This is a genomic window from Draconibacterium sp. IB214405 (genome assembly GCF_033963885.1).
Taxonomy (GTDB): Bacteria; Bacteroidota; Bacteroidia; order Bacteroidales; family Prolixibacteraceae; genus Draconibacterium.
Genome location: NZ_JAXBMA010000002.1, coordinates 122,432 through 136,809, shown reverse-complemented (window position 1 = coordinate 136,809; position 14,378 = coordinate 122,432). Strand labels below are relative to the sequence as shown.

General features: G+C 41.5%; 5 protein-coding genes. 4 read left to right on the top strand and 1 reads right to left on the bottom strand.

Going from position 1 to position 14,378, the window contains the following annotated elements; all coding sequences use genetic code 11:
* The first annotated feature begins 91 nt into the window (after window positions 1-91).
* The gene (locus SLH46_RS07050) at window positions 92-4,267 is read left to right on the top strand and encodes a hybrid sensor histidine kinase/response regulator transcription factor (protein ID WP_320280464.1); all 4,176 of its coding nucleotides are present in this window, start codon (window positions 92-94) and stop codon (window positions 4,265-4,267) included.
* A gap of 101 nt (window positions 4,268-4,368) precedes the next feature.
* Here the strand turns inward: SLH46_RS07050 and SLH46_RS07045 are convergent, their stop codons facing one another.
* A complete protein-coding gene (locus SLH46_RS07045; protein ID WP_320280463.1) occupies window positions 4,369-4,704 on the bottom strand; it encodes a cupin domain-containing protein in 336 nt (111 codons plus the stop codon).
* Window positions 4,705-4,978: 274 nt separating this feature from the next.
* Between SLH46_RS07045 and SLH46_RS07040 the strand changes: the two genes are divergently transcribed.
* From SLH46_RS07040 to SLH46_RS07030, 3 genes are all read left to right on the top strand, one after another.
* Entirely contained in the window at window positions 4,979-8,989 is a 4,011-nt protein-coding gene (locus tag SLH46_RS07040) for a hybrid sensor histidine kinase/response regulator transcription factor (protein ID WP_320280462.1), read from the top strand.
* A 391-nt stretch (window positions 8,990-9,380) separates the two neighbouring features.
* Window positions 9,381-12,581: a SusC/RagA family TonB-linked outer membrane protein gene (locus SLH46_RS07035; RefSeq protein ID WP_320280461.1), complete on the top strand. Its 3,201-nt coding sequence runs from the start codon at window positions 9,381-9,383 to the stop codon at window positions 12,579-12,581.
* A gap of 17 nt (window positions 12,582-12,598) precedes the next feature.
* Window positions 12,599-14,368, top strand: a complete 1,770-nt coding sequence (locus SLH46_RS07030) for a RagB/SusD family nutrient uptake outer membrane protein (protein WP_320280460.1) — start codon at window positions 12,599-12,601, stop codon at window positions 14,366-14,368.
* The last annotated feature ends 10 nt before the right edge of the window (window positions 14,369-14,378 follow it).

Genomic DNA, 14,378 nt, shown 5'->3' with positions numbered 1-14,378 from the left:
TTACTTTAGCGCAAACTCAGAAATCGATGAAGTTGTTTGCACTTTAGTTACCGAAATGAACTTGTTTACACTAAAACGCCTTTTTTTATTCTTGCTCATTACAAGCTTTGTACTGTTTAATAAGCAGGCTCAGGCTGTTACTGTTCCCGGAAACGAGCCCTACAAGTTCATGCACATCGACATTAACAACGGGCTGTCGAACAACGAAATAAAAACAGTTTTAAAAGACCGGCAGGGTTTTATGTGGTTTGGAACTGCTCAGGGGCTAAACCGCTACGATGGGACAGGTTTTAAAACGTTCATCCACGACATTAACGACTCCACCTCGATTCCTTTTAACTCGATTGAATATCTTTTTGAAGACAAAGATGGCCGCTTGTGGATTCGTTCTTACCAGGCATTTTCCATTTATGATCCCGTTCTCGAAAGCTTTTCCGACGCGGGCAATAATTATCTTGACTCAGCAATTCCAACAGCCGGATTACAATCGCTTTTTACCGACAGCAAAAACAACACCTGGCTAGTAAATTCGAACTACGGTTTGTATAAGTTTAACCACGCCGACAAAACGGTTGATTCCATTCAGTTTGTACCAAAAGTTAAAAGCAAAATCTATAATAATTACCTCAGCTTTGTTACCGAAGATGCCCATCAAATGCTTTGGGCGGTTTCAAATGCAGGAGAGTTAATACAGATCGATCCGGTAACAAAAGAAACAATAGCAAGCTATTTTCTGGGAGACCAGGTGGTAGATGAATTTAATAACTTTCAGTTGTTCATCGATTCTGAAAACGACATCTGGATTTATTCACCGGGATTGCCTTATGGTGTTTTCTTTTTCGATCACAGCACAAAACAAATAAGTAATTTTTCTGAGTCTTCTGCCACCTTTCAACTTTCCAACAACATGGTTACCTCAGTTGTGGAAGATGCTAACCGAGCGATTTGGATTGGCACCGACCACGGAGGAATAAACATCCTCGATAAAACGGCCAAAACCATTACCCTGCTGCAAAACAAAACCGATAACCCGACCAGCATTGCGCAAAACAGCATCACATATTTGTATCGCGACAATGCCGATATAATTTGGGCTGGCACCTACAAAAAAGGAATCAGCTACTACCATAAAAATCTCATTCGATTTAATCATTTCAGGTATTCGGCAGAATCACCAAACAGTTTACCGTATAATGATGTAAACTGTTTTGTTGAAGACATAAAAGGAAATCTGTGGATCGGAACAAACGGCAGTGGTTTGATTTATTTTAACCGTGCGAAGAATACTTTTACCACCTATAAACACAATCCTGACAAAACAAATTCAATCAGCGCAAACATTATTGTTTCACTACATATCGACAGCAAAGGAATACTGTGGATTGGAACTTATCAGGGTGGTTTGAATCGCTTTGACGGGCAAATATTTAAACACTACCAGCATAATCCTGACGATATAAACTCACTGTCAGACAACCGGGTTTGGTCAATTCTGGAAGACTCAAAACAAAATCTTTGGGTCGGTACCTTAAATGGCGGCTTAAACCTTCTCGATCGAAAAACCGGAAATTTTATACACTACACATCGTCCGATATCAATTCGGTGGGTTCAAATTTTATCACGTCAATTATCGAAGACAGTGAGCACAATCTATGGATGGGTACTTCCGACGGGCTGGATGTATTAAACCTCAACTCCAAACGGTTTATGCATTACGACCCAAATCCAAATACTTCAGGATCGTTAAGCGACAAAAACACCCTTGATATTCATGAAGATGTACGTGGTTTAATTTGGGTGGCAACCACGCAGGGATTAAATGTTTTAGCGAAAGATCAGGGAACATTTCATGTGTTTACAGAGGCCGATGGGTTGGCAAATTCCAACATAAAAACCATTCTCGAGGATGAAAGCGGCAACCTTTGGGTAGCAACGCTGAACGGTATCTCAAAGATTGAGGTAAAGAATTTTTCGCACGGTCAACCCATTAGCGAGCTGGAATTGAACATCGAAAACTTTGGTTTGCAGGATGGTCTGCAAGGAAACGAATTCAACCAGAAAGCAGCCTATCGAACCCGATCGGGCGAATTGATTTTTGGTGGCGCTAATGGTTTTAACTTATTTAAACCGGAAGCCATTTCAGTACATCTTCCAAATGACAAAATCGTGCTCACCAACTTTAAAGTTTTTAACCAGGATGTAAAAATAAATACGCCTTTCCGCAAGCGTGTAATCCTGAATAAATCGATCACATACAGCAACAACATTACGCTAAAACACAGAGAGAATGTTTTCTCCATCGGATTTGCGGCCCTAAACTATTTTCATCCCGAAAAAAACAAATACCAGTACCAACTGAGTGGTTTTAACGATGAATGGTTAGCCATAAATAATAACCTGAATGAGATTACTTTTACCAACCTGAATGCGGGTATATATCAACTGCGGATCAGGGTGAGCAACGATAACAGCAGCTGGATAGAGATGAATCCCCCTTTACAAATCGAGGTGCTTCCGCCATTCTGGAAGAGCAACTATGCCTACGCTCTATATGTTCTTCTGGTTGCTTCATTGCTGTTTATTACCTTAAGAATTCTGGCCGAACGTCAACGCCTTAAATTTGAAGCAGAACAGGAACATCGCGAGGCCGAACGTATTCAACAAATCGATGCTTTAAAAACTAAGTTTTTCACCAATATCAGTCATGAGTTCCGTACGCCGCTGTCGTTGATAATAACACCGGTTGAACAATTAGCCGATAATTGTACAAACGAAGACGACAAAAAACACCTGATACTGATTCAGCGAAATGCAAGAAGACTGCTGGCCATGGTAAACCAGTTGCTCGATTTCCGGAAAATGGAACTGCAAAAGATTGAAGTAAAAAAAGACTGGGGAGAACTGATCGACTTTATTAAAGAGATTGCAGCTTCGTTTGAAGACCTGATGGAAAGTAAAAACATCGCTTTCCTGTTTACCAGTAGCTGCGAAAGTCTGCCTACATTTTTCGACAAAGACAAAACCGACAAGATTTTCACAAACCTGCTTTCGAATGCCTGTAAATTTACCAACGAAGGTGGTGAAATAACAATAGAAACCGAACTGGAAACATTGGCCGACAGAACGGTTTTGCGCACAAAAGTCTCCGATACCGGCATTGGAATCCCGGCTGCACAACAGGAGCAAATTTTTGATCGCTTTTATCAAACAGATGCTGCCACATCACAAGTAAATCAGGGATCAGGAATTGGCTTGTCGATGGTGAAAGAATATGTAAATCTGTTGGGAGGCACCGTCAATGTCACTAGCGAACTTAATGCAGGCAGTACATTTACAGTTGAAATTCCGGTTCAGCTATTCACCGAAGAAGAAATTGCGGCAAATAGTAAACTGGAAAAGAAAGCACCGAAAAATATTAAAACTGAAAAGATCCAAACCGTAGAACCACAGGTTTTCGATGCTCGAAAAAAGACGTTGATCATCGTTGAAGACAATGCGGATTTGCGTTTTTATCTGAAAGAAAACCTGAAAGAGAACTACAATATTATTGAAGCCTCTAATGGAGCTCAGGGCTGGAATAGTATTGAAAATGACCTACCCGATTTGGTGGTCAGCGATGTTATGATGCCTGAAATGAACGGTGTTGAACTTTGTAAAAAGATAAAGGCTAACCGCAAAACTAAACACATTCCGGTGGTACTGTTAACTGCGAAAACAGAAACCAACCCGGTTATTGAAGGTTATGAATCGGGTGCTGACGCCTACCTTACCAAACCATTCGATTTTAAAGTACTGGAATCGCGTATTGAAAACCTGTTGCGTTCGCGCGAACAATTACGTCTGTCGTACCAGTCGATGATCGGTATCAATCCCGAAAAAATAGAAGTTGATTCGGAGGATGAAAAGTTCATTAAAAAGGCCTTGCTTATTGTTGAAGACAACATTGGAGAAGCTTCATTTACGGTTGAAGATTTTGGCGCAGAAATGGGAATGAGCCGTGTAAGCCTGTACAAAAAGCTACTGGCATTAACCGACAAAACGCCTATTGAATTTATTCGGATCATCCGTCTGAAGCGAGCTGCGCATTTGTTAGCCACGAGTCAGCTTTCAGTATCGGAAGTGGCCTACCAGGTAGGGTTTAATAATCCGCGTTATTTCTCAAAATATTTTGCCCAGGAATACCAGCTTCTTCCGTCAGAATACATTGAAAAAAACCGGAAGTCGCCAAACGACCTTTCAGACGAAGTTAAAGAAAAGTTCTCCTAGAGAAGAATTAACCACAAGGTTGCACAAAGGAAGCACAAAGTCTCACAAAGCTTTTGCTTATTCAATCCTTCAGTCACTCAATCCTTCAGTTACTCAGTCCTTCAGCCCTTCAGAAAATCTTCCCGAACAGGACTAAATACATCGATCAGAATTCCGGCCTCCAGGCAAACTGCGCCATGTAACATATTGGGAGGTACATATAAACCGTCACCGGGTTCCACTACCACTTTCTTTCCGTCCATGGTGAACTCAAACTTGCCACTAACACAATAGGTAGTTTGTGTATGAAAATGAGTATGCTCCGTACCAATAGCTCCCTTTTCAAACTTAACTTTTACCATCATAATCTGGTTGTCCCAGCCCATTATTTGTCGGGAAACACCATCGCCAAGATCTTCCCATCGATTACTGCCTCTTAAAATATTCTCACTTGCCATAATTCGGTTAAAATTTATCAGGTTATTGCTACAAATCTAACAGATTTAAACCATAAATTTTAATTTTTCGAATAGTGGAATCGATAAGCGTTTTACTTTTCTGAAATGGGAAATAATTGAGTATATTTCCACCTTAATGAGGTTGAGGTACCAATAACTTTATTTCTGGATCCAACCGTTTTGCGGAAAACTGATCAATAAAATGTATTACGTCTTAAAACATAAACTTACCCTTTTTTTGTTGCTGCTCTTCGTTATATCCGGGAGCAAATCATTGGCGCAAGCCGAGTTAAGTTTTGATATTTTCACTCCTGAAGACGGTTTACCAAATAACCAGATTCAGTGTATTTACCAAGACCATAAAGGATGGATTTGGGTTGGAACCAGCCAAGGACTAAGTCGTTTTAACGGTTATGATTTCACCAACTTTTTACCCAACTCAGAAGACTCATGTTCACTCAGCGGCCACCTCATCCGTGTGATAAAAGAAGATAAAAAAGGCAATTTACTCGTAGGTACAGAAAACGGCGGAGTAAACATTTTCAATCGCGAAAAAGAAGTGTTTACACAACCATACAAAAACGACCCGGTTTATGGTGATAAAGATTTTTCGGTAAACGACATCATCGAAAATCAGGACGGTTCGTTTTGGCTGGCCAGCGATTTTAATGTCTTAAAAATGGACAGCACCGGCATGATCACGCCACTCAATCCAATATTAAAAGAGGGCACTGCGCGTATCGAAAATACTTTCATCCGGAACCTGGCCTACGACAAACAGGGTCGACTTTGGATAGGATCGAACAACGGAGTTTACATTTATACCGAGCAAAACAATACCCTCGAGCGTTTTGAACTACCATTTGGTGCTGCACAAAACAAAGAAATATGGGAGCTTTTGCCCGACAACGATGGCGATCTTTGGGTAGGAACTTATTCCATTGGATTGTTTGTTGTAAACACCGCTAACAAAAGCTACAAGCAGATAAATCTGAGACCAGCAGCAGAACGTACCGAAACCATAAAAGCCATTTCGAAAGGTGTGTTTGGCGATTACTGGATTGGGACCCGTGGCGGACTCTTTCTCTATTCGAAAGAAACGGGTGTAAAAGGTTTTTACCGCCATAATATTCAGGAACCAAGGAGCCTTTCGAATAATTCGGTGCTCAGCATTTTTCACGATAACAAGGGTGAAACATGGATCGGAACCCGGGGTGGCTTAAACCTGCTAGCGAAGAGCAAACAGGTGTTTCATAGTTTTACCGCACAACCCGACGATAACCGCTATCTGAACAGTAGTGCCATTTATACGTTCTGGATGGATAAAACCGATCGGCTGTGGTGTGGAACCGAAGATGGCGGAATTAATATTTACAATCCAAAAACCGGAACGTACAGTTATCTCACCACTGATGGTACGTCGGGTTACACCATTGCTCAAAACTGCGTTAAGGCGCTTATCCCCGACAATAATGGAAATCTTTGGGTTGGAACATATCTTGGAGGAATTGATGTAATTGATCTATCAACAGGTAGAATAAAAAATTACAGTCATAAGGCTGACGTTCCCGGAAGTTTATCGGATAACCGGGTGTGGGATATCTGTATTGATGAGAACCAGCAAATCTGGATTGCCTCGTCGAAAGGAATTGACCGTTTCGACAAAGAAACCAACCTGTTTATTCATTATCCTCAGCTAAATGGCGACGAACAAATAATGTGGATCGAAAACGATTCACAGGGCAACCTTTGGATGGGTAGTGATGATGAACTGATCGTGTTTAACTATCGCACCAATAAAATAAATCGTTGGTTCGAGCGCACACGATACATGTTTGAGGATTCGCAGAACCAAATTTGGATAGCAACAAACGATAAAGGACTTGCCCTGTATTCTGCTGATTCCGGAGCTGAAAGATATTACGGCGAAGAAGACGGGCTGGCCAACAACCAGGCGCTTTGTATTTTGGAGGACAACTCAAAAAACCTGTGGATAAGCACCTTAAATGGCTTGTCTAAATTTAATCCGAATACCGGAGTTTTTTATAACTACACCAGCAAAGACGGGCTGGGTGATAACCAGTTTTGTTACGGAGCCGCTTTAAAAGCAGTTGATGGAGCCCTCTTTTTCGGAAATGTTTCAGGATTTAATGTATTTAATCCTAACGAAATAAGTGTGGAAAATCCAGATATCCCACTGGTATTCACCGACCTAAAAGTCTTTAATAAATCGGTGCCTATTGGAAGTGACAAAAAGTCGATTCTCCATCAAAGTATCACCGAAACGCATCACCTGACGTTTAACCACAAACAAAATGTATTTACGCTTGAGTTTGCCGCGTTAAATTACGTAAACAGCGCCAACAATTTGTACACCTACAAACTCGAAGGATTTAACACCGACTGGATTGAACCAAGTAAAAACCGTACGGCCACCTACACCAACCTGAATCCCGGCGATTATACACTTCGTATAAAACGTGTTCTGCCCGGACAAGAGCAGGAAACAAACGAATTGCAACTTGCCATTACGGTTTTGCCACCGTTCTGGAAAACCAACTGGTTTTTGGGAATAATTATCCTGCTCATCATCAGCCTGATTTATACGATCATCCAGTTTTTTATCAACCGCGAAAAAATTAAATCGCAACTGATTATTGAACGTTCGAATGCAAAAAAACTGCACGAGATTGATATGATGAAGTTGAAATTTTTTACCAATATTTCACACGAAATCAGAACACCGTTAACATTAATATTAGGGCCCCTTAATAAAATGATGCAGTCGAAAACTGTTGATGGATTAACCAAAGAGAACCTGGAACTGATGCAGCGAAACGCTCAAAACCTCGACCGGCTGATCAGTCAGTTACTCGATTTCCGGAAATTACAATCGGGCAACTTGCGCCTCAACCTAACCGAAGCCGATATTGTAAGTTTTGTAAGAAATATTGTGAATTCGTTTGGTCAGTATGCCGTTGAAAAAGACATAAAACTCAGCTTTAACTCACTGAAAAAAAGGCTGTTTGTTGCTTTCGACCCCGACAAGGTGGAGAAAATCATAAACAACCTGTTAACCAATGCTTTTAAATATACCGAAGCCCATGGATCGATTACGGTAAACCTATCGCTGGTATTCGATTCGGAGAATGTTGATTTTAGCGACGACAGCGAAGAAAAACAGTTTATCGAAATCAATATAAAAGACACAGGAAAGGGTATTTCAAGAAAAAATATCGACCGCATTTTTATGCGCTTTTTCCAGTCGGATGATACCGACGCGAAAACGGGGGCCGGCATCGGACTTGCGTTGGTTAAAGACCTGGTTAAATTGCACAAAGGCGAAATTTTTGTTACCAGCAAAGAGGGAAAAGGAACCCGCTTTACCATTCGTATTCCGTATAACGAAAGAATTGAAAGTGCACAGGAAACCGAACCCGCAACAGCTGTTGAACAAATTCAATCTATGCCGCAACAAACACTTCAACCTGTCGATGAACACTCAAAAATTATGTTGATTGTTGAGGACAATGCCGACGTGCGCCAATTTATCAGCTCACATTTTATAAACTTCTACCAAATTCACCAGGCAGTAAATGGCGAAGAAGGATGGCAGAAAGCACTTGATGTAGTTCCCGACATTATTGTCAGCGATATTATTATGCCAGAAATGGACGGTTACGAATTGTGTAAACGAATTAAAAACGACGAACGTACTTCGCATATCCCGGTACTTTTGCTTACAGCAATGCATTCGAAAGACCATGAGTTAAGAGGTTTAGCCAAAGGCGCCGACGATTACATTACAAAACCTTTCGACCTCTCGGTACTGCAGGCAAAAGTGGAGAATATGTTGTCGATTCGCGATTCGTTAAAAGAAAAATATACATCAACCATGGTGCTGGAACCAACAAATGTGGTTCTGGCATCGCCCGACGAAAAATTCCTGAAAAGAGTGGTGGATGTTATTGAAGAAAATATTGCCGACAGTGAGCTGGATATTGAACAATTTGCACTAAAAGTTGGGGTAAGCCGTATGCAGCTTTACCGCAAATTAAATGCGCTTACTAACATGACAGTAAAAGAATTTATCCGCCATATCCGATTAAAGCGGGCCACCCAATTGCTCGACCAGCAAAAGCTGAATATTTCAGAAATTGCCTACCAGGTCGGCTTTAAAGATCTCTCCCATTTCAGGAAGTGTTTTAAGCGCGAATTTGGTATGAGTGCCTCGGAATACCTCGCAAATAAGAAAGTGGAAACAGTCAATATCAAACAACCCTAACACACTATTATACAAATCATTAGCACAACCAGCATTGTTAATTAGTGTTAAGAAGCGTGAAAAATATCCCGCCATTTGGGAATTTTAACCCTTATCGGGAAAACCACCCTTATATATTGGGAAATATCACCAACACGCATTGCCACACCTAAACTAACTTGCACCTTGGAATCGAAAGCCTAACTGAATGAATAAGATCAAACGAAACTTGAACAAAACTGAGGGGGGAATCATATTCGCTGCGATAGCCCTTGTCATTCTGATCATAATCCTGATCGTCATCCTATTTAAGTAGTTGTACATTCCACGAAACAAGAACCAAGTTAAAATTCTATAATAACCTAAAAAGTGAAGTATGGTAAATCTTAAACGAAAAAGTCGGAGCCTGCACATGAGTAAACTCATTGCTGTAGCTGCTTTGATTATGTTTCAAACAGTTCTTTCTTTTACAGCATGGTCGCAAACCATTACTGTAACAGGGAATGTAACAGACCAGAACTCCGGAGAAGGGCTTCCCGGGGTTAATGTTATTGTTAAAGGAACTACCAATGGCACAATTACACAGCCTGATGGTTCCTATGAACTTAATGTAAGCCCTAACACCACATTGCAGTATTCTTTTATTGGGTATAAACTGCAAGAGGTAGTGGTAAATAACCAAACCGAAATAAATGTTGCTCTGGAAATGGAGACTACCGAATTGGACGAAGTAGTTGCAATTGGTTACGGTACCGCAAAGAAAAAAGACATTACCGGATCTGTTTCGTCGGTAAGTGGTGAAACGCTGGAAGCAATTCCGGTTACTTCGGCTGCCGAAGCAATGGCCGGACAAATGGCCGGTGTACAGGTAGTAGCTACTGAAGGATCGCCTGATGCAGAAATTACAATCCGCGTTCGTGGTGGTGGTTCAATTACCCAGGATAACTCACCAATGTATATTGTTGATGGTTTCCCGGTAAGTACTATCTCTGATATTCCTGCCTCCGAAATTCAATCGATCGACGTATTAAAAGATGCATCATCAACCGCAATCTACGGTGCACGTGGTGCAAACGGTGTAATTATTATTACAACCAAAAGTGGTAAAGCAGGTAAAGTATCAGTTAGTTATAACGCATACACCGGTTTTAAAAATATTGCTAATACCTTAAATACACTTGAGGTTGATGATTTTGTACACTGGCAATACGAACTTGCCGCGTTAAGAAACGGCATGGATGATTTGTCATCGTTCGAAAGATATTTTGGATACTACCAGGATATCGACCTGTATGACGGACAAGTTGGTAACGACTGGATGGATCAGGTTTATGGTCGTACCGGACGTGTTTTCAACCACGATTTAAGCATCCGCGGTGGTTCTGAAAAATTTGCATACAACTTTAGTTATGCAGGTGTTAAAAACCGCGAAATCATGTTAGGATCGGATTACAAACGTGATAATGTGAACTTCAAATTAGATCACAATCCAACCGATAACGTGAAGATCTCTTATTCAATGCGTTATTCGCAAACAAAAATTGGAGGTGGTGGTGCCATTGAGCAAACCAATGCAACACCAACCGATTCGCGTGTAAAACACACCATGATCTACTCTCCTATTCCATTAAACGGTTTGGAAGAATATTCTGACGAAGAAGTTTCAAGCTACATGATCAATCCGTTAACAGCTGTTGCCGATAACGATCAGGAACAACGCAGAAAAAGGTTGAACCTTGGAGCAAGTTTACAATGGGATATTATCGATGCTTTAACTTTTAAAACAGAAGTTGGTTACGATACCTACGACCGCGACAGAGATCGTTTTTACGGACAAAGTACTTATTACGTAAAAAACAATACCGATGCCGCATACCAGGGATTACCTGCTGCTTCAATGGAAAAACGCAGCCAGGAAACCTTTAGAAATACAAACACGCTGAATTTCGATTTTAAAAACATTATTAAAAACGAAAATCACAGTGTGAAAGTGTTGGCCGGTCAGGAAATTCTATATGCGAAATCAAGCGTACTTACCGATATCATTCAGGGTTATCCTTCGTTCTTTACTTCGTCCGAAGTATTCCGTTTAACAACACAGGGTGTACCATTAAGTATCGATAATGTTATCAGTGCCGACAACAAATTACTTTCTTTCTTTGGTCGTGCCAATTACGACTACCAGGGAAAATACCTGGTTTCTGCAACATTCAGGGCCGACGGTTCAAGTAAATTTGCCGAAGGAAACCGATGGGGATATTTCCCGTCAGCAGCTGTTGCATGGCGTGTTTCAGAAGAAAACTTCATGCAAGGAATTTCTTCAACACTTAGCAACTTAAAATTACGCGTAAGTTATGGTACTGCGGGTAACAACAATATTGTTTCAGGCCAAATGGTTCAGGAATTCAGCTCAAGCAGCACCACTTACATCAACGATGTATCGGGTTACTGGGCAGTTTCGTCGCGTATGGCTAACCCTGATTTGATTTGGGAAACTACCGTAACAAGAAACATTGGTCTCGATTTTGGTTTGTTCAACAACCGTCTGAACGGAACAGTTGAAACTTATTTAAATACCACCTCCGATCTGTTGATCGACTTCCCTGTTTCAGGAACAGGTTACAGCTCGCAATTCAGAAACATGGGTGAAACCGAAAATAAAGGTTTCGAAGCCTCTGTAAACTGGGTGGCCGTTGACAAAAGTAACTTTGGACTGAACTTCGCTTTTAATGTTGGTGTGAACAATAACAAAATTAAATCGCTCGGAATCATGGACGACTTTGGCGTATCTTCAAGCTGGGCTTCTACCGAAATTGGAACCGACTACTGGATCGCACAAGGAAGTTCTGTAGGACAGATTCGTGGTTACCTGTCGGACGGACGTTACGAAGTATCGGATTTTGAAGGATACGACGAAGATGCCGATGAGTGGATTCTAAGAGAAGGTGTTGCTGATAACACAGCCGTTATTGGAACTATTCGTCCGGGATCGATGAAATTGAAAGATATAAACGGCGACGGCGAAGTAACTGTTGACGACAACACCATTATCGGTGATGTAAATCCAAAAGCAACTGGTGGTTTTAACATTTCTGCACGTATCTACGATTTCGATCTTTCTGCGATTTTTAGCTGGAGTTACGGAAACGACGTGTACAATGCCAACAAAATTGAGTACACATCAACAAGTAGATATCCTTACCGTAATATGATCGATATTATGGCCGAAGGAAAACGCTGGAACAATATCGATGAAAACGGACAGCTGGTAAACGATCCGGCTACATTGGAGGCAATGAACGCGAACACTACAATGTGGTCGCCATACATGGCAAGATACGTACTTAGCGACTGGGCCGTTGAAGATGGATCATTCTTACGTTTGAATACCTTAACACTCGGATACACCGTTCCTGAAGCACTTACACAAAAAGCACATATTCAGAACTTAAGGTTGTATGCAACAGCCAACAACGTATTTGTTCTTACCAACTATAGTGGATTTGACCCTGAAGTTTCAACACGAAGAAACACTCCTCTTACTCCCGGAGTTGATTACTCGCCATATCCCAAAAGCAGGCAATTCATTTTTGGTTTAAACATTAACTTTTAATTGAAACAACGATGAAAATGAATAAAATAGCATATATAACGATATTGTTCTTCGCGGTGTTTATCACCTCGTGCGACGAATACCTTGATGCGCCTACGCAATCAACAATGGATGAATCGTTGATCTTCTCGAATGTTGAGTTAGCACAGGGAGCGATTGACGGAATTAAAGAACCTATGGGACAAACCAACTCTTATCGTGGTAGATTTTTAACCCACTATGGTTCGAACACCGATATTGAGTGGAATAACTCAACTTCTGTAAATGGCCGTGGCGATTTGTCGCGTTACATTAATTCGCCAACAAACTCGGACATGAACCGTGACAATGTATACTGGGCAATGTTGTACCGCGGAATTGAGCGTGCGAACATTTGTATCAGAGGTTTACGTACTTACGGAAATCCTGAGCCGGGAACTGAAATGGGTCAACTTTTGGGTGAAGCGATCACACTGAGATCGATTTACTACGCCGACCTGTTAAAGTCGCATGGCGATATTGTAGCCCGTTTCGAGCCGATCTCTTCGGAAACCATTTATCTGCCAAAATCGAACAGAGATGAGATTTTCAAACATGTTATTGCCGATTTGGAAGAAGCAGCCACACTGGTAGCCTGGCCTGGCGAAACCGAAGCAACAGCCACCACCGAGCAGGTAAACAAAGCATTTGTAAAAGGTTTACGCGCCCGTCTTATCATGGCTGCAACAGGTTATGCACAACGCGGTGGTTCAATCAGCAGAAGTTCTGACCCTGAATTGTCGGTAAGCACCTTGTACCCGATTGCTTTGCAGGAATGTAAAGATATTATTGCCAGCGGAACTGCTTCGCTCGAGTCTTCATTCGAATCCGTTTGGAGAAAAAACTGCGAAGAAGTAATTACTGCCGGTGGCGAATCGCTTTGGGAAGTACCTTTTGCCGAAGGTCGTGGACGTCATTTGTTTACTTACGCTGTACGCCACCAGTTAGCCGACCAATACACCGGTCAGCCACGTGGAGGTACTTTTGGTCCGCTTCCTAATGTATTTTACGATTTCGATGCAAAAGACACCCGTCGCGATGTAACTTGTGTTCCTTACAGCTGGAGCCAAAATAATCCTTCTCATCAGGAATTGATGGGAATTGACACCTGGTATTTCGGTAAATGGCGTTACGAGTGGATGACCCGCTATGTAACCTCAACCAACGACGATGGTGTAAACAAAATTTACATGCGTTATGCCGAGGTACTGTTAATGGCCGCCGAAATCGAGAATGAATTAAACGGTCCTTCTGCAGCTGCTCCTTATTTAAAAATGATTCGTCAAAGAGCTTTCGATGAAGCAGACTGGTCGGAAAAAGTTGATGCATACGTTAATGCACTGAACTCGAAAGAAGCAATGTTTAACGCCATTGTTGACGAACATGGTTTTGAGTTATGTGGCGAAATGGAACGTAAACAGGCACTGATCCGTTGGAACCTGCTTAAATCGAAAATGGATGAAGCAAAACAAAAAATGGATGACTTGCGTAACCGCACAGGAGAATATGCCGATGTTCCTTCAGTAATCTACTACAACTACCTTTCAGATGGTGAAACCCTTGATTTCTACGGACTGGAGAGAGGCGAAACCGACGATATGTTAACAGAGTATGATTACGCCGAAAACTGGGCAACTCCTGGTCGTCTTGAAGATGACAAAATCAACTCGCTCTACACAAACGATCCTGACCAAAACCAGTACTGGCCGATTTGGCAGGTGTTTATCGATGCAAGTAACGGGATGTTGAACAACGACCCGGTTAACTAGAAACGTTTAT